The sequence below is a fragment of the [Borrelia] tanukii genome (assembly GCF_030439725.2).
In the GTDB taxonomy this organism is placed as follows: domain Bacteria; phylum Spirochaetota; class Spirochaetia; order Borreliales; family Borreliaceae; genus Borreliella; species Borreliella tanukii.
Genome location: NZ_CP124034.1, coordinates 220913 through 239545 on the forward strand (window position 1 = coordinate 220913; position 18633 = coordinate 239545).

Consider the following 18633-nt stretch of genomic DNA (forward strand, 5'->3'; position numbering starts at 1 on the left):
ATTTTTCTAATAGCGTATATATTGTACAACTCTTTGTTTTATTTCAAAAAAAAACAAACTTTATTTTTAAATAAAACTCAAAACTTTGTACCATTTAAAACAGAAGACGACAAAGAAATACAAATTGCCTTTATTGTTAATAAAAATATAAATATAGATAAAATCTCAACAGAAGACATTTACAACATATATAATAATAAAATTTCACACTGGGGAAGCATTTCAGATCAAGGAATCGATATTATACCTATTGCCAATTCAATTGATAGTATATCTAACAAAGCTATTCTAAGAACACTAATCAAAAATAATGAATTTAATAAAAGATACATAAAAATCGAACCATCTACCAAAAAAATACTTCAAACCATAAATAGCACAATAGGTTCTGTAAGTTACCTAACAAAAGAAGAATTCGAATCCTTGGATTTTAAGCTATATCCCAATATTAAAGCTTTAAAAATAAAAACTATGTCTGTCCTAATAAGTAAAAAAACTTTAACAAAAAACGAAAATGAAATCATCAATACACTGGGTGTTGATGAAGTTGAAAAACTTATTAAAGGTAAAGAAAAATGGATTAATTTAATATCAAAGGATATCAAATTAAAAATAATAAAATATTTTGATCAAAAAGAAAAAATAATACAAACTATAGAAAAAACAGAAGGCACACTAGCAGTCGTACCTTGGCATTATTTTCAAAATATTAAAGCACCCTTTATTAAAATGCATTACTTTGATAAAAGTAGTCCTTTGAATTTAAATTTCATATTATCTATTCCAAGAGATTCTGGTGCATATGGTGGGATTTCTTACTTAATTTTAAATACTTTTTATGTAATATTACTAACAACTGCTATTTCAATATGCATTGGAATAGGAACTGGTATAATGCTTGCCGAATATACTTCTAACAAAATATTTTACAAAATACTATCTATGAGTGTTGATATTTTGTCTTCAATTCCTGCAATAATTTTTGGACTTTTTGGGCTAATATTTTTTGTGCCCATTTTTGGAATGGGAATACTTTCAGGAGCAATAACAAGCTCCTTAATGATATTACCAATGATTGTTAAAACAACTGAAGAAACATTTAAAACAATCCCAAAATCATACAAGTATGCTTCATTCGCCTTAGGAGCAAACAAAACAGAAACCATAATTTTAATTATGGTTCCGGCAGCTATTCCTGGAATATTAACGGGAATAGTTCTTGCAATAGGACGGGCTTTAGGAGAAACAGCTGTATTACTTTTTACAATGGGAACAAACTTGGGGCTCGCAACAAACTTAAATGAACCATCAAGAACATTAACTGTGCACTTACTGATGTTATTTCAAGAAGGACACCTGGACAAAGGATTTGGAACGGCTTCAATACTTGTAATAATGATACTCATAATAAATTTAACATCAAAATTTTTAATAAACAAATTATATAGGATTAAATAAGTGGTAAAAGAAAAAGATAAACCAAAAAATGAAATTATAATAGAAACAGAAAATTTAAATCTATTTTATACAGATTTTAAGGCTTTAAATAAAATAAATATTAAAATACTAAAAAATAGCATTACCGCTTTAATAGGACCATCTGGCTGCGGTAAATCAACATTCTTAAGAACTCTAAACAGAATGAATGACCTTGTTGAGGGCATTAAAATAGAAGGCAATGTAATATATGAGGGGAAAAACATTTATTCAAATAATTTCGATGTCCTAGAGCTTAGAAGAAAAATAGGAATGGTATTCCAAACTCCCAACCCATTTTTAATGTCTATCTACGACAATATAAGCTATGGTCCAAAAATTCACGGAACAAAAGATAAAAAAACACTAGACGAAATAGTAGAACAATCACTAATAAAATCTGCACTCTGGAACGAGGTCAAAGACAAACTTAATACAAATGCCTTAAGCCTGTCAGGGGGTCAACAACAAAGACTCTGCATTGCAAGAACTCTTGCAATAGAACCGAATGTAATACTAATGGATGAACCTACTTCTGCACTCGATCCAATATCAACAGGCAAAATTGAAGAGCTAATAATAAACTTAAAAGAAAGTTATACAATAATCATTGTAACTCACAACATGCAACAAGCCGGTAGAATATCTGACAGAACTGCATTTTTCCTTAATGGATGCATTGAAGAAGAAAGTCCAACTGATGAACTATTCTTCAATCCTAAAAATACTAAAACTGAAGAATATATCAGTGGAAAATTTGGATAATTTCAACCTAATGAAACATCAAGAAACATCATTAATGTAAAACCAATAACACCAAATATACTTGGCACTTTATTATCAATGTCTTTTCTCTTAGCTTCAGGTATTAATTGTTCAATTGACACATAAATCATAGCTCCTGCTGAGAAAGCTAAAGCAAAAGGTAAAATTCGGGTAAAAGAATAAACTGCATAAGCACCCATAAGGCCCCCTACAATTTCCACTAATCCCGACATTTGGCCATAATTAAAGCACTTTATTAAAGCAACATTACCTCTTCTTAAAGGCAGAGAAATAGCTGCTCCTTCAGGAATATTTTGAATTCCAATACCAAGCGTAAGAAGCATAGCCCCAACTAAAGTTTGAATATCTGGATTAGACGCTAAGGCTCCAAAAGCAACTCCAACAGCCAATCCTTCTGGGAAATTGTGCAAAGTAACAGCAGTAAAAAGTAAAAAATCTTTTTTACCGTGTTTAGTTAAATCTTCATCAATAAAAGTAAGCTTATCAAGATCTGGAACAAATACATCTACAATATATATAAAAAATGCTCCAACAAGAAATCCAAAAACAGCGGGCACCCAAGTAATGTATCCAAGCTCTTCAGCTCTTTCTATAGCCGGCTGAATAAGCGAAAAAAAACTGGCCGCTATCATAATACCTGCTGAAAAACCAAGCATAGCGTCCATTATTTTATTATCTACCTTCCTAAAGAAAAAAACTGCTCCTGCTCCAAAAGCTGTAGTAAACCAAGTGAAAGTAGAACCTAAAAGTCCTAATAGTACAGGATGCAAAGTCAACAAATAATCCAAAATTGAGTTTATCATAAAGCCTCCTATTACAATAAATCAACAATTAATAAACAATTTTACTCATCAATCAAAATAGCTTTTATTCTTCTTATACCTGAAGATGAGGATTGTTCTTTTTGTATTTTAAAAGTACCAAGTTCATTGGTATTCTCTACATGAGGGCCTCCACAAACTTCAAGTGAAAATCCATCTATCTCGTAAACGCTCACCAAATTATCATATTTTTCTCCAAAAAGAGCCATAGCGCCTTTTTCTCGAGCTTCACTTAATTCCATTATATATTTTTTTACAGATAAAGAATTTTTTATCTGTAAATTAACAATTTCTTCAACTTTTTTTATCTCATCATCCGTCATCTTTTCAGAATGAACAAAATCAAACCTTAATCGCTCAGCAGTAATATTGCTTCCTTTTTGCTTAACATGATCACCTAGTACTAATTGAAGCGCCTTATGAAGCAAATGCGTCGCTGTATGCAACTTAGTGGTTTCATAAGTATAATCAGCAAGCCCTCCTTTAAAGACTTTGTCACCCCCTTTCTTTGAAATCTTTTGATGCTTTTTAAAATACTCATTAAAACCTAATTTATCAACATTAAAGCCATATTCAAAAGCAAGCTCTTCTGTTACTTCATATGGAAAACCATAGGTATCGTAAAGTTTAAAAGCAATATCACCAGGAATAGTCTTGGAAGATAAATTTCGTGTTACTTTAATAAATTCTTGCTCACCTTGAAATAAAGTTTTAAAAAACTTTTCTTCTTCTGTACTCAACTCCTTTTTGATAAAATCTTTTTTTTCTGTTAACTCACTATAAAAAGATCCATAAATGGTCTCTACAGAATCAACAAGATCAGCTAAAAAATGGGATTTTATTCCAAGCTTCTTTGCATATCTAATCGATCGCCTTATTAATCTTCTTAAAACATATCCTTGGCCCAAATTCGAGGGAAAAACAACAGAACTATCAGCAAGAATAAAGCAAGCCGCTTTAATATGATCAGAAATTATTCTAATACATCTATCATCGTCTTCTTTTTGGCCATAAATTTTACCAGAAATAAATTCTATTCTCTTTATTATGGGCATAAATGCATCTGTATCATAAACTGAAGATTTGCCCTGCAAGAAAGCAATTGTTCTCTCAAGTCCCATTCCCGTATCAACACATTTTCGATCCAATTCTATGTAATTACCATTTTCATCTTTATTGTATTGCATAAAAACATTATTCCAAATTTCAAAATACTTGCCACAAGAACACGTAATATTACAGTCAAGAGAGCACTTAACCTTTCCGGTATCCACATATATTTCAGTATCTGGTCCACAAGGCCCTTTAGATCCAACAGGTCCCCAAAAATTATGGTCTTTAGAAAGATAATATATTCTATCTTTGGGAATACCCAAGCTTTCCCAAACTTTAGCCGTCTCTGTATCACGAGGAATTTCTTGATCGCCTTCAAAAACACTCACATAAAGACTGTCTTTTGGAATGTTTAAATAATCAGAAGAAGTCAAAAATTCAAAACTACACTTTACAGAATACTCTTTAAAATAAGCTCCAAGAGACCAATTTCCAAGCATTTCAAAAAAAGTTAAATGGGTTAAATCTCCAACCTCATCAATGTCTCCTGTTCTTAAACATTTTTGAACATTAACAAGCATATCTCCTGATGGATGCGCTTCCCCAAGAAGATAAGGAATAAGAGGCTGCATGCCAGCTGTATTGAAAAGAACTGTAGGATCATTTTCGGGAACCAATGATTTACCCATTATTTCAAAATGTTTTTTTGATTTAAAAAAATCAATATATTTTTTACGCAACTTATCAAGTGTCATTAAATAAATTCCTCATTTTTTCTATATATTACTAAATCACCTTTTAAAGTTAAATTTTTAATATAATTAATAAAAGATAATGTCATGGTTTTTAAATCTTTTTTACTTATTTTTCCTAAAAAAGCTTCTTCATCTAAAATAATTTCTTTACGCCTTTTTGAAACATTTGAAAGCATTTTATCTCTAACCTCATCGGTTTTATCTTTAATAATAATTGCAATTTCTTTGTCTGTAAACTCTCTTAAAATATTATGCAGATCATTATCCATGATTCTCAATATTACATTAATATCAAATATTTTTTCTCGAATTTCACTGTCCACAACAGGATTTAAATCCCTCATATTAATCTTACTAAGCAGATTTTTCTCTTCATTAGAATCCATATAGCTTAAAATATCAACAAGTATCTTAGATCCATCAAGCTTATCTGTCTTAAGACTTCCTTGTATCTTAAATCTATCTTTAAGCTTATTTGAAATTGCCTCTATTGTCTCCATACTCAATTGCCTTGGTTTAGCAAGATCTTTTATAAATTCTCTTCTATCTTCTTCTCCTAGCATCGAAAAAACATACTTTTTTTGATCTTTATTTAAATAATTATATAATATAACTAGCGTTTTAATATTCTCATCTTTAATTAATGCCCAAAGTTGTTCATGCTCAATTTGAGATAAATAATCAAAAGGAATAAAAATATCATTGCCAGTAACTTTTTTATAAATTGATTTTGCTTTAGATTTTCCTAACGTTTTATTTAATAATTCATAAGCAAAATTATCATCAACCTTAACATACCTCTTTTCATTTCTTAATAACTCTTCAAATTCTTTAATAATATGATCTTTTTCTTCTGGAGCAATATAACTAATCTTTGAAATTTCTCTGGTGATCAAGATTATATCCGAATCATCAAGCTCAGACATAATCTTTGCAGATCTTTCAAGCCCAATAGCCAAAAAATATTTTGCAATCTTTGTAACCTTACTCTCTTTGCGAATAAATCCTGGCTTTAAATCATTAATATTATCAGATTTAGATTCAATAGGTGCTTTATTTTTATTACCCTTAACTAAACTTATCCAAGATCTAAGCATAGAGCCTTGAATCTCTGAATCGGAAAAGTTTTTATTTAAATTAAAAGTATCAATTTCTTCAACGGTTTTTTTGCTTAAATTTTTAGTATTTTTATACTTAGAAAGCCTAGGATCCTGCATAACTTTCATCTCTTTTAATGTTTGTAAGAACTAATAAATTTGGATGCTCTTTGAGAAGTCTGGCTGGACATTCATTAATAGAACTATTAAAACCTAAAAAATTTTCTAAAGCACGCTTTTTGTCAACTCCCATAAATAACAAAACAACAGCTTTTGAATTAAACAAGGTTTTTGGCGTCAAGCTTATTCTTTTACTAGGAAATTTGGGGGAATTGTATTCATACTGATAACCTTCTACATCTGAAAACAACAATTTACTTGAAGGAAAAAGCGATGCAATGTGACCATCCTCACCAGCAGAAACTAAAATAAAATCAAAAATATTAAACCTAGAATTAAATTCAATATTATAGTCATAAATAGCAGTTTTTTCGTCTATTTCGTTATAAGTAAAAGCATGAAATTTAGAAATGCTTATTAAATTTTTATCAACCATTTTGGAAAAAAAATTTTTATTCAAAAGATTATAGTTGCTATTCTTGCTATTCAATGGAACACACCGTTCATCAACTAAAAAAAAATGTGCTCTTTTAAAAGAAAAATTTTGTTTAAGAAAAACACTTAAAAAAGTGACTATACTTCTACCACCACAAATTCCAATACTTGTATATTTATCTTTATCTATATTCATATTAAAAAAATCAAAAAATCTATTTTTTAAATAATTCTCTTCATCAGAATATAAAAACTCCATTTAATTTCCTTTATACATATTAATCTAAATAATAAAAAATGGTAAATAATAAGAAATGGTTGCAATAATCATTAATATTCTTTTGGGATAAAGCTTTTGGTTATCAAAGCTTCTATCAACTGAAAAAAATTCAAAGTATTTTTGATTTGCATTTTTAATTTTACCTAATTTTAAACCAAAATATCTTGCAAATTCCAAAGCTGCCAATTCTGCATTTCTTATTAAATTTGCTAGCATTTCGGACTTTATATCATTGATTTTATCAAAACAATATATTGAACCTCCATTATTACCAATCAAAAGAACTTGATCATAAAGCTCAATAATATTTTTCTTTAATATTTTCATTTTCTCAACATCAATTGTATTGGCAATTTAAGAAACATACATGTGTACCTTTAATGAGAGTTTTTATAACTCCACTCATTAAACATAAATCCTATTTTTATATGGTTTTCATTGAACCCACATTTAATAAAAAAACTTTTAATCTTGTTAAGTAAATTTAAATTATTTACTCTAATACTGTCATCAACCGTATCACCATCCAAATCATATTGTAAATTCGAACTCAAAGATATTAAGAAGATTTCTTTTTCATTTATTCCCTTAATTGTAATATAATTACCATTCTTGGTTTTAATGTTTTTTATTCTATAAGAAATTACACTTGACAATGCTAGAAAAAGTGGTAAAAAAAACAAATCTTTTCTTCCAAACAAAGACAATTCCTCCTAAAAACAAGAACAAATAATTGTTAAATTAGCTCGTTTATTCTAACATATTATGTAATGTTAATGAATCGTAAAATATCAATAGCTCCAATGGTAAACATTACAGACGAGCATTTCAGATATTTAATAAGACTTTTATCAAAAAAAGTTACATTATATACACCAATGATTTCTGCAAAGTCAATAATTATGGGTGATGTAAAAAAAATTGTAAAACAAACGCCCTTAGAATCTCCAATTGCAATCCAAATAGCAACAAATTCTAAAAATGATGCTCTTAAAGCCATTCAAATTCTTGAAAAACACTTCAATTTTGATGAATACAACCTTAATGTTGGATGTCCATCGCTAAAAATCCAAAATGCAAATTATGGGGCTTGTCTAATGAGTAATGCTAATCAAGTAGGTGAAATTTTAAAAACAATGAAAGAAAGCACAAATAAACCTATTTCAATTAAACATAGATTGGGCATAAGGCTTTTACCTAGTGATTACAAAAATGAAAGTTATTCTGAGGTAAAAAGCTTTGTCAAGACAATCTCAGATTTTGGTATCAAAAATTTTATTGTACATGCAAGAGTTGCAATATTAAAAGGATTTTCTCCTAAAAATAATAGGAATATCCCAAAATTAAGACATGAATTTGTACATAATCTCAAAAAAGAAAATAAAAATTTGTTTATTGAAACAAACGGAGGCATCAACAGCTCAGAGCAAATTAAAAACCACTTGTCTGTCGTTGATTCTGTTATGATTGGAAGAAGTGCGTTTGAAAATCCATACTTTATTGCAAAGGCCTCAAGAGAATTTCTAAACGAAACTGCTGAAATTCCCACAAGAAAAGATATATTGATGCAAATGGTAGAATATATTAAAGAATACGAAAATTATTTATCAATAAATATATTATTCAAACATCTTATGGGAATAACATTTTCCAAAGAAGGAGCTAAAAAATTTAGGCAAAATTTAACAGCACCATTTCCAAAAAACTTAAGAAAACATGAAATATTGCTAAAAGCTATAGAAACATTGCCAGAAAAAATACTAAATTCTAATTTTTAAAAGGAATGTAATCAAACCCTGTATACTTAACCAAACTTTTAGGAATTCTAACCCCTCCCTTTTCATCTTGAAAGTTTTCAAGTATGGAAATAATAACTCTTGTTGTAGCTATTGCTGTTCCATTTACCATGTGTGCAAATTTATTTTGTCCATCTTGATCTTTATATCTAATTTTAAGCCTTCTTGACTGATAATCTGTACAATTTGATGTTGAGGTAACCTCCCCATAACTACCTTTACCATCTCTTCCAGGCATCCATGCTTCGATATCATATTTTTTATATGCTGGAGAACCAAGATCAAAAGAACAAATATTTAAAACCCTATAAGGAATTTCAAGCTCAGTAAAAATTTGCTCTTGAATGCCCAAAAATTCATCGTGAATAACCTGAGATTCTTCTGCTTTACAAAAACAAAACATCTCCACCTTGCTAAACTGATGAACTCTATAAAGGCCTTTCGAAAGCTGACCGTATGCTCCAGCTTCTTTTCGAAAACAATGTGAAAATCCTGCCATTCTTATTGGCGAAGTGAGATCTATTATTTTATTATAATAGTAACCACCAAGCGTAATCTCAGAAGTACCTACGAGATATTTATCTGTATCTTCAATCTTATAAATATTACTTTCATTGCCACGAGGATTAAAGCCAATCCCATCAACTATAAACTCTCTTGCAACATCAGGAGTAATAAAAACATCAAAACCTTTTTCTCTTAATTTATTTAAAGAGAAATTAATTAGAGCAATTTCTAAAAAAACCGCTTCATTTTTAAGATAATAAAATTTATTTCCGCTAACCTCACGTGCTCTGTCAAAATCTAGAAGATCTAAGCCTCTGCCAAGCTCTAAATGATCTTTTGGCTTAAAATCAAACCTTGGAACAACTCCCACTTTTTTTATCTCAAAGTTACTCTCTTCACTATTGCCAATAGGCACATCGGGCGACAAAATATTGGGTACTCGCCTATTTTCAAGATCAAAATCAAAAGATATCCTCTCAAGCTCTTCTTCTAGATCAATAAGCTGTTTTTTAAAAATCTTTCCGGTTTCTATTAAAGAAATTTTCAAATCCTCATCAAGATTTTCTCGCATTTTAGAGGAATTTTCATTTCTTTTTGCATTAAGCTCGCCAATTTCAGTAACTATTTTTTTTCTCTTATCATCAAGATAAATTAACTTATCAATATCTAAAACAAGACCCCTTGCTTTAATACTTCTCTTAACAAGATCAAGATTATCTCTAATAAATTTCAAATCAAGCATCTTATCTCCTAAGATATATCTTAAGTAAAATTTTAAAACAAAATTACAAATAATATTAATTCATATCAAGGTTATTATATAATATCTTATAACAGGATTAGAATAAATATTGCAGGGAGAAATCGCCGTATGCTAAATCCAAAAACAATAAATGTAACTTTTGTGTTAATATCTACATTAATGATTTTTAACGGATGTGCAAAAAAAACAACCAAAATCAATTTTAAAGAAATTAACTCAAATAACAACGAAATGAATTCTTTAATAATAACTTCAATGAGTTCAAAAGAAGAATCAAAATTTTATGAATACAACATTAGAATACCTAAATTAATAATTGAAGGAAAAGAAAAAGGAAATCTTGAGGAATTTAATAATGAACTTAATGAATATGTAAGTCAAATTGTAGCAAGACTTGATATTGTTAGTAACGAGCTTAAACCTGAGGACAAAAAATTTAGCTTAAAAATAGACTATGAAATTCACCATGGGTACAATACTTATACAATAATACTTATTGCAACTCAAGAAATACATGATAGTCCTATTACAAATTACAGAGCCTATTACATTCAAGATAAAGGGAATTATGTTCATAACATTGACGACATAATTAAAACAGATGAAGCATTCCCATTTTTTATAAAAAAAATTAAAGAAAAAATTTTACCTAACGAATTATTATTTGATTTACAGCAAGCAGTAATTTACTTTGAAAACAAAAAAATTATTATTAAATTCCCTGAATACACATTTAAACTGGACGACACAGAGGAGCTCCAAAACATATTTGAATTTAATGCAAGCGAAATAGAACAATTTGTAAAATAAGGATTAAAACCATAAATGAAAAAGAAAAAAATTTTTAAGCTAATTTCAAAAACTTATTTAGAAGAATATGATGCAGAAGGATCTTATTTTAAACACGACAGCGGTCTTGAAATATTTCACTTAAAAAGCGATTCTTTTAAAGAGAATGCATTTTGCATAGCTTTCAAGACAATACCTTCAAACAACACTGGAGTTGCACATGTTTTAGAACATACAATTTTTTGTGGTTCTAACAAATATAAAATAAAAGATCCATTTCTTTATCTATTAAAGGGAAGCCTAAACACATTTTTAAATGCAATGACATTCCCAGACAAAACCATCTACCCAGCAGCATCAACAATCGAAAAAGACTATTTTAATTTATTTCATATCTATGCCGATTCTATATTTCACCCATTGCTTAAAAAAGAAGCATTTATGCAAGAAGGATACAATATAAATCCAAAAGATTTCAAAGTATCTGGAATTGTTTTTAATGAAATGAAGGGCAGCTACTCAAATAAAAATTCTCTAATCAACGAAATAGCAAGTAGTTCTCTTTTTGAAGAGGGAGCATATAAATACGATTCGGGCGGGATTCCAACAAATATTATTGATCTTACCTATGAAAGTTTTTTGGATTTTTATAAAAAATATTATACACTTGAAAACTGCAAAATATTTTTATGCGGAAACACTCAGACTGAAAAAAATCTAAATTTCATTGAAAAATATATAATAAGGCCTTATAAAAAGGAAAAAAGCAATGTTAATATTGAAATAGAAAATGTTAAAAGATGGGAAAAAGGGAAAAAATTAACATACAAAATTCCTAAAGAAAACGATAATACCCTTGGGGTATACACAATAAACTGGCTTTGTACAGAAATTAACAATATTGAAGACAGCATTGGTCTTGAAATTCTCTCAGAAATACTCTTAGATGATTCTTGTTCATTCACAATCAATATCTTAAAAAGCGGGATTGGAGAAGATATAGCCCCTATTAGCGGAATCAATACGGATTTAAAAGAATCCATTTTTTCATTTGGACTTCAAAATGTTGTTGAAAAAAAAGAAAAAGAATTTAAAAATTTAATTTTCAATGAGCTTAAAAATTTAGTAAAAAATAAAATTCCAAAAGACCTAATAAAAGGAATTCTTTTTGGCTACGAATTTGCTCTAAAAGAAGAAAAAGGGCAAAATTTCCCCATCGCTTTAATGATAAAAAGTTTCAAAGGATGGCTAAATGGCATGCACCCAATTAAAACATTACAAACAAGCCACTATATAAATGAAATTACAAATAAATTGGAAAAAGGAATTTATTACTTCGAAAACTTAATCGAAAAATATCTAATACTTAACAATCATTACACATTAATAAGCTTTATTCCATCGCATGATACAGAAAAAGAAATGGAAGAAGAAATTGAAAAAAAATTAATGGCAAAGGAAATTGAAATTAAACAAAATCCAGAAGAATTTTTACAATTTAAAAAAGACTTTAATCAGTTCAAAAAATACCAAAATAAAAAAGATTCTAAAGCAGATATAGCAAAACTTCCTCTACTAAAGATAGAAGACTTGCCAAAACAAATAGAAAAAAGTTTGGATCTTAATGAAATAAAAGAACTAAATCTACATTCTTTTAAATTTAAGAATAACAATATTTTTAATGTAAACTTATTTTTTAAACTAAATTTTTTAGAAAAAGAAGATTATGTATACCTGTCTTTATTCAAAAGAGCTCTCCAAGATTTATCTACAAGAAACTATTCTTATATAGATATTAACAACAAAATCCAAAATACTTTGGGGCAAATAAATATATCTGAAAGTTACGACGAGGATATTAATGAAAACATTTTAAATTCATTTAATATTAGCTTTAAATCTTTTAACCATAAAGTCAAAGAATCATTTGAACTAATCAAGGAAATTTTAATTAATATTAACTTCCATGATTATGAGAGATTAAAAGAAATAACACTAAGCTTGAAAAACGATTTTAAATCATTATTAATCCCCAAAGGACATCTTTTGGCAACATTAAGATCCAAATCAAAGCTAAAATTAAATGAATATTTGAAAGAATTGCAAAATGGAATAACAGGTAGAGAATTTTGGCAAAAAATAAAAATCGATACAGAGTCTTTAAAAGAAATCGCAAATAAATTAGACAATTTAAAAAATAAAATAATTTTAAAAAACAATCTATCTGCACTAATAATGGGAAACACTGACGATATTCTTAAAAACTTGGAAAATGAATTGTTTAATCTAAAAGAAAACCTAAAAGAAAATAATTATTACAATGGATTGCTCAATATTGAGACAAACAACAAAGCATTAAAAGAGATAATAATTATCCAATCAAAAGTAGCTTTCAATGCCATATGTTTCCCCAGTTACAAAATCAACGATGAGAATTATCCAAAAGCAAATTTTTTGGAACATATATTAAGAAGTGGAATTTTTTGGGAAAAAATAAGGGTAATAGGCGGTGCATACGGAGCAAGCGCATCGATCGCTAACGGGATTTTCTCTTTTGCATCCTACAGAGACCCCAATTTTATTAAAACGTACCAAGCTTTCGAAAACTCTTTAGAAGAATTGGCTAATAATAAAATGACAAATGAAGAGATTTATACCTACTTAATAGGTTTAATAGGGACCAACATATATGTAAAAACTAAAGCTACAGAAGCTTTGCAAAGCTATAGAAGAAAAATGTTAAACATTAGTGATAGTTTAAGACAAACCATTCGAGATGCCTACTTTACAATTACACCTCAAGATATTAAAGAAATATCCGAAAAGATTCTAACACAATTGAGACAACACAATAGCATTGTGGCTTTCGTAAATAACCAAACATATGAAGAAGAAAAAAATAATCTGGAAAGATTAATAGGAAAGGAGTATAACGTAAAAAAAATTTATTAATATTTTCTCAAAATTTCATGCAAAAAACTAATTTTTAAGACTTTTTATACCTTTTATTAAATTTATCAATTCTTCCTGCAGCATCAACAAACTTTTGTTGACCAGTATAAAAAGGATGTGATTTGCTTGTAATCTCCACAGTAATCAGTGGATATTCCTTTCCATCAATATATTTAATAGTTTCCTTTGAATTCAAGGTAGACCTGGTTAAAAACATTGCTCCATTTGATCCGTCTTTAAATACCACCAAATTATTTTTAGGATGTATATCTTTTCTCATAAAATCCTCCTTTCAACCTTCACTAAAGTTTAATTTACATTAGAAATAATGTCAATTTTTTTAACTACCATTACTCATTGTCTTTAAAAAAATCTCATTATTTTTGCTTTTTTTCATCTTTTCTATCAGAACTTCAACTCCCTCATAATCATCAACACCTCCGAGTATTCTTCTAATAAGCAAAATCTTAGAACGCTCCTCTTCGCTAAGAAGTAACTCTTCTTTTCTGGTACCCGACTTTTTAATATTAATAGCAGGGAAAAGTCTTCTGTCTGCCAAACTTCTATCAAGAATTAATTCCATATTACCGGTACTTTTAAATTCTTCAAAAATAACTTCATCCATTTTACTCCCGGTATCAACCAAAGCAGTAGCTATAATAGTTAAACTTCCCCCTTCCTCAATATTTCTAGCAGATCCAAAAAACCTCTTTGGCTTATGAAGAGCATTAGAATCTACCCCGCCAGATAAAATTTTACCAGAAGTTGGCATAGTTTGATTATATGCTCTTGCAAGTCTTGTAATAGAATCAAGCAAAATAACAACATCTTTTTTGTTTTCAACAAGCCTTTTTGCCTTTTCAATAACCATCTCTGCTACCTGAACATGCCTACTAGCTTGTTCATCAAAATTAGACGCAATCACTTCACCTTTAACACTGCGAATCATATCTGTAACTTCTTCTGGTCTCTCATCAATAAGCAATATCATCAAAATAACATCCGAATAATTAGTAGTTATTGCATTAGCTATTTTTTGAAGCAAAGTGGTCTTTCCCGCTTTTGGAGGAGACACTATTAAAGCCCTTTGTCCCTTACCTATAGGTGAAAAAAGATTAATAAGCCTTGTAGAAATATTGCAATTTTCATATTCAAGATTCAATTTAATATTAGGATAAAGAGGAGTTAAATTATCAAAAGGTATTCTGTTTTGAGCAAATGTAGGATCTTGATTATTAATAGATTTAATTTTAACCATGGCAAAAAACCTCTCACCATCTCTAGGCGATCTAATTTGCCCATATAAAATATCACCTGTCCTTAAATTAAAAAGTCTAATCTGAGAAGGAGAAACGTAAACATCATTGCCTCCTGAAAGATAAGAATTTGATGCGGTTCTCAAAAACCCATAGCCATCACTAAGCACATCAAGCACGCCTGTAAATAAAACATTAATATTATTTTCACTTAATATTTTTACCAACAAAAATATTAATTCGGTTTTTTTCATTGTTACAGCAATAGTATGATTGGTTCCAAGACCTTCAACAATTTTTCTAACCTCTGTAATTGGCTTGTCATAAAGTTTTTCAATCTCTAAATAATCTTTGCCATTAAAAAACTTAATGATATTACTTTGCTCTAAAGTTTTAATATTATTTTCTAAACCTGAAGCAGAAATATCATAATCAAATTCGGGAAACACTACGCCATTTGCATCCTTTGCGCTACTTAAATCTGCAGATTTTGTTGCGTTAGATGCAGAATCCTTTTTGGCAACAACTTTAACCACTTTTTTTTTCAAATTATCTTCAATTTTAAACTCTTTAGAAATATCCAACCGCCTTATTTCACTTTCTAAATCAAATTCACCATTTTTTTTATCCATACTTTCCTCTACGAATTAAATTTTTGAGAAAGGATTTTATAAAAATCTACTTATTATTAATTAATAAAAAACACCGAACCTATTGCAAAGTATCTTTTATTTGTGAAACGGTGAAAGAAAACAAATCTACAATTTCATTAGACTTTATCATTTCACACTTACCATCAAAAATTATATTATCATTAATAAATATTTTTTTTGTCTTTACATCCCCATATATTTTACAACCGCTGTTTAAATAAACTTTACTAGCAGCATTTACATTGCCCTTCAAAATTCCTTCTACTATTAATGTATCACAAATTACCACATCGGTGATAACCTTGCTGTTTTTGCCAATAAAAAGCACACCCCCTTTTGAAGATATTTCACCCTCAAAAGAAGAATCGAGATACAAAGTTCCTTCAAATTTTAATTTTCCTCTAAAAGTTAAACTAGAATCCAGCTTACAATCCCATTTATAAGAATCTACCATATTAACCGGCATTTAACCTTTAATACCCCACACTCTCTCTTTCAAATCTTTGCCTGGACGAAAATACGCAACATGGTGGTCTAGAACCTTAACATATTCCCCTGTTTGAGGATTGCGCGCATTTAAACGTCCCTTTCTTTTTCTAACTTCGAATGTACCAAAAGATCTAAACTCAATAACATTATTCAAACAAAGATTGCTTTTAAGCTCTTCAAAAAAAGCATCTATTACAAGTCTTATGTATTTTTTTTCTAATTTTAGATTATTATTTCTAATATTTAAAGATATTTGATCAACAATATCTGACTTAGTAATCTTTGGTCTTCTTGGAAAAGACATAAACTAATTTCCTTACTTTAACAGCAAAACATTTAAACGAGATTTTTTTCTAGCAGCCTTATTTTTATGAATTATTCGCTTTCTAGCAGCAGTGTCTAGTTTTTTTGCAACAAACTTAAAAAATTCAATAGCTTCGTCTTTATTGCCCGCTTTAATCATGTTGATACAGCGTTTTTCTATCGTTTTTAATTCACTTTTTACACTTACATTTCTAATCTTTCTTTTTAAATTTTGACGAGAGCGCTTCAATGCAGATGCATTTTTTCTCAAGTGATACTCCTTAATTTATTAAACAATGAATTTAATATACCAACTAATTCAAATATAGTCAATCAAAGCTTAAATTAATTCAGCATTATACTTTTGATTAATATATTCAAAAACCTTTTGCATGGAATAAGAAATTTTTTTATTCAAAATATATACTTTTTTTGACGAATGATTCCCTTTATAGGAAAAACACAAATAATTTTTATTGTTAAATTCGAATTCCCTGGTAATAAAAATTTTTTCAAAAAATTCATAAAAATAAATTTCACTTTTAAAGATTTTCCTTTCATAAATTGAATCTTTCCTGAATTCATAAAACAACACTATATTACTAATAACCGAAAAATCACCCAACAAAACTTTAATGTCAATAAAACAAATAAATAAAAAAATAAATATATTACTTAATGAAATATAATAAACAAATAAACTAATCATAATACGAGCTAAAAACATACAAAGATATGCATAAGACAAATAATATCTTATTGGAAAATTTTCTAATTTTAGGATAAACAAATCTTTTCTTTTAAATTTAAGCTCTTTAAATAATTCACTCGAACCATTGCTTATCAAAAAATAAATTTTAATCTTTTTTTTATTTTTTAATTTCAAAATCAAAACATTGTCTGGCAATCTTTTTTCAAGCGAAATAATGTCATTAAAATCAAAATTACAACTAAAAAAAATGCTCTTATAATAAATTTTAGATCCCTTAAAAGAAATGGAACAAAAATATCTTAAATAAAAAAGAATTACAAAAAAATTTACTAAAAGAAGTGCCAGAACAGAGTAAAAAAAACTTGTATCATACAAAAACAAATAAAGCAAACAAATTACAATATTAAAAACAAACAAACTAACTAATTTTATATTATTGAAAAATAAATTACCCATAATATAAAATAAATTTAAACATTAAATTTAAAAAAGATTACATCTCCATCTCTTACCAGATACTCTTTACCCTCAATTCTAATAAGCCCTTTCTCTTTTAGTTTTTGAGCACTTTGAAATTTAAACAAATCCTCACAAGAATAAACTTCTGCTTTAATAAAACCCCTCTCAAAATCACTATGAATTACTCCAGCAGCTTTAGGAGCTTTCATACCGTGCTTAAATGTCCAAGCTCTAACTTCTTGCAAACCTGCTGTAAAATAAGTTCTAAGTCCCAAAGTATAATAGGCTTTTTTAATTAAATTACTAAGACCGCTATCATTTATTCCAAATAATTCTAACATTTCATTTTTATAAGATATATCCTTTATTCCAGCAAGCTCGGCTTCAATTTTGGCACATAATACTAAAAAATCATTCCCTTCTTTCAAAGCAATATTTTTTACAATATCTGTATATTTATTGCCACTAAGTGAATTTTCATCAACATTGCAAACATATAAAACTTTTTTAAAAGTCAAAAGATTTAAAGATCTAATAAAGTTGTATTCGAAATCATCAAATTCAAACTCAATAGCAGGATTCATATTGCTTAAATGATTTTCAAGTCTTTTTAGCATTAAAACAATTGCCTTAGAAGATTCACTAATTTTTTTATCAGTGCTTTTAGCATTTTTTTCCTGCTTTTGAAGGCTTTTTTGAACAGTTTCAAGATCTGATAGACAAAGTTCAACATTGATTGTAGTTATATCTCTCTCAGGATTAATCTCATTATTAATATGAATAACTTCTTTTTCTTCAAAACATCTTACAACATGAACAATAAGAGAAACTTCTCGAATATTAGCCAAAAATTTATTACCAAGCCCTTCACCTGTTGATGCTCCTTTAACAAGACCTGCAATATCCACAAATTCCATAACAGCAGGAATAATCTTTTGTGGAACAATGCACTCTGCAATTTTTAAAAGCCTTTCATCAGGAATCTCTACTATTCCTACATTTGGCTCAATAGTACAAAAAGGATAATTAGCAATCTCAACCTTAGATGATGTCAAAGATGCAAATAAAGTAGATTTGCCCACATTGGGAAGTCCCACAATTCCCGCATTAAGTTTCATATCTCAAACCTCT

General features: G+C 28.5%; 19 protein-coding genes. 5 read left to right on the forward strand and 14 right to left on the reverse strand.

All coding sequences use genetic code 11. The annotated features are described in order from the left end of the window. Positions 1-21 precede the first annotated feature (21 nt). Positions 22-1458 carry a phosphate ABC transporter permease PstA gene (gene pstA, locus QIA27_RS01590; protein WP_301403496.1) on the forward strand — a complete coding sequence of 479 codons (1437 nt, stop codon included), beginning with the start codon at positions 22-24 and terminating at the stop codon, positions 1456-1458. Continuing rightward, positions 1459-2241, forward strand: coding sequence for a phosphate ABC transporter ATP-binding protein PstB (gene pstB, locus QIA27_RS01595; RefSeq protein WP_301386282.1), 783 nt, complete (start codon positions 1459-1461; stop codon positions 2239-2241). A gap of 2 nt (positions 2242-2243) precedes the next feature. On the opposite strand, the gene QIA27_RS01600 is transcribed toward pstB, so the two are convergent. From QIA27_RS01600 to QIA27_RS01625, 6 genes are read right to left on the reverse strand one after another with little or no spacing between them, the layout of a single operon-like run. Beyond that, positions 2244-3065 (reverse strand): ZIP family metal transporter, encoded by an 822-nt coding sequence (locus QIA27_RS01600; RefSeq protein ID WP_301353512.1) that lies wholly within the window; start codon positions 3063-3065, stop codon positions 2244-2246. 41 nt (positions 3066-3106) lie between these two features. Then, complete coding sequence (locus tag QIA27_RS01605; protein ID WP_301403497.1) at positions 3107-4891, reverse strand: alanine--tRNA ligase; 1785 nt, start codon at positions 4889-4891, stop codon at positions 3107-3109. Next, the gene (locus tag QIA27_RS01610) at positions 4891-6108 is read right to left on the reverse strand and encodes a flagellar motor switch protein FliG (RefSeq protein WP_301354314.1); all 1218 of its coding nucleotides are present in this window, start codon (positions 6106-6108) and stop codon (positions 4891-4893) included. The genes QIA27_RS01605 and QIA27_RS01610 overlap by 1 nt, the downstream gene beginning before the upstream one ends. Then, entirely contained in the window at positions 6095-6802 is a 708-nt protein-coding gene (locus QIA27_RS01615; RefSeq protein WP_301353514.1) for a 6-phosphogluconolactonase, read from the reverse strand. Before QIA27_RS01615 ends, QIA27_RS01610 begins: the two co-directional genes overlap by 14 nt. Before the next feature lie 24 nt (positions 6803-6826). After that, entirely contained in the window at positions 6827-7150 is a 324-nt protein-coding gene (locus QIA27_RS01620; RefSeq protein ID WP_301353515.1) for an SIMPL domain-containing protein, read from the reverse strand. Positions 7151-7200: 50 nt separating this feature from the next. Next, on the reverse strand, positions 7201-7524 hold the full coding sequence (locus QIA27_RS01625; RefSeq protein WP_301353516.1) for an SIMPL domain-containing protein: 324 nt from the start codon (positions 7522-7524) through the stop codon (positions 7201-7203). A 69-nt stretch (positions 7525-7593) separates the two neighbouring features. Here QIA27_RS01625 and dusA point away from each other — a divergent pair, with 69 nt between their 5' ends. Beyond that, positions 7594-8601: a tRNA dihydrouridine(20/20a) synthase DusA gene (gene dusA, locus QIA27_RS01630; RefSeq protein WP_301353517.1), complete on the forward strand. Its 1008-nt coding sequence runs from the start codon at positions 7594-7596 to the stop codon at positions 8599-8601. Here the strand turns inward: dusA and serS are convergent. Then, positions 8591-9868, reverse strand: a complete 1278-nt coding sequence (serS, locus tag QIA27_RS01635) for a serine--tRNA ligase (RefSeq protein ID WP_301403498.1) — start codon at positions 9866-9868, stop codon at positions 8591-8593. The genes dusA and serS overlap by 11 nt on opposite strands. A gap of 129 nt (positions 9869-9997) precedes the next feature. Here serS and QIA27_RS01640 point away from each other — a divergent pair, with 129 nt between their 5' ends. Continuing rightward, positions 9998-10699: a hypothetical protein gene (locus QIA27_RS01640; RefSeq protein WP_301403499.1), complete on the forward strand. Its 702-nt coding sequence runs from the start codon at positions 9998-10000 to the stop codon at positions 10697-10699. A 15-nt stretch (positions 10700-10714) separates the two neighbouring features. Beyond that, on the forward strand, positions 10715-13630 hold the full coding sequence (locus QIA27_RS01645; protein WP_301403500.1) for an insulinase family protein: 2916 nt from the start codon (positions 10715-10717) through the stop codon (positions 13628-13630). A 34-nt stretch (positions 13631-13664) separates the two neighbouring features. Here the strand turns inward: QIA27_RS01645 and QIA27_RS01650 are convergent, their stop codons facing one another. The 7 genes from QIA27_RS01650 to ychF form a co-directional block, all read right to left on the reverse strand. Then, complete coding sequence (locus QIA27_RS01650) at positions 13665-13910, reverse strand: type B 50S ribosomal protein L31 (protein ID WP_151551523.1); 246 nt, start codon at positions 13908-13910, stop codon at positions 13665-13667. A gap of 60 nt (positions 13911-13970) precedes the next feature. Beyond that, entirely contained in the window at positions 13971-15518 is a 1548-nt protein-coding gene (rho, locus tag QIA27_RS01655) for a transcription termination factor Rho (protein ID WP_301403501.1), read from the reverse strand. A 79-nt stretch (positions 15519-15597) separates the two neighbouring features. After that, on the reverse strand, positions 15598-16005 hold the full coding sequence (locus QIA27_RS01660) for a bactofilin family protein (RefSeq protein WP_301353523.1): 408 nt from the start codon (positions 16003-16005) through the stop codon (positions 15598-15600). After that, positions 16006-16332: an HU family DNA-binding protein gene (locus QIA27_RS01665; RefSeq protein ID WP_301353526.1), complete on the reverse strand. Its 327-nt coding sequence runs from the start codon at positions 16330-16332 to the stop codon at positions 16006-16008. A gap of 12 nt (positions 16333-16344) precedes the next feature. After that, positions 16345-16602: a 30S ribosomal protein S20 gene (gene rpsT / locus QIA27_RS01670; protein ID WP_301353527.1), complete on the reverse strand. Its 258-nt coding sequence runs from the start codon at positions 16600-16602 to the stop codon at positions 16345-16347. Between the two features lie 69 nt (positions 16603-16671). Further along, entirely contained in the window at positions 16672-17499 is an 828-nt protein-coding gene (locus QIA27_RS01675; RefSeq protein WP_301386289.1) for a hypothetical protein, read from the reverse strand. Positions 17500-17513: 14 nt separating this feature from the next. Further along, positions 17514-18620, reverse strand: coding sequence for a redox-regulated ATPase YchF (gene ychF, locus QIA27_RS01680; protein ID WP_301353530.1), 1107 nt, complete (start codon positions 18618-18620; stop codon positions 17514-17516). Positions 18621-18633: the final 13 nt, after the last annotated feature.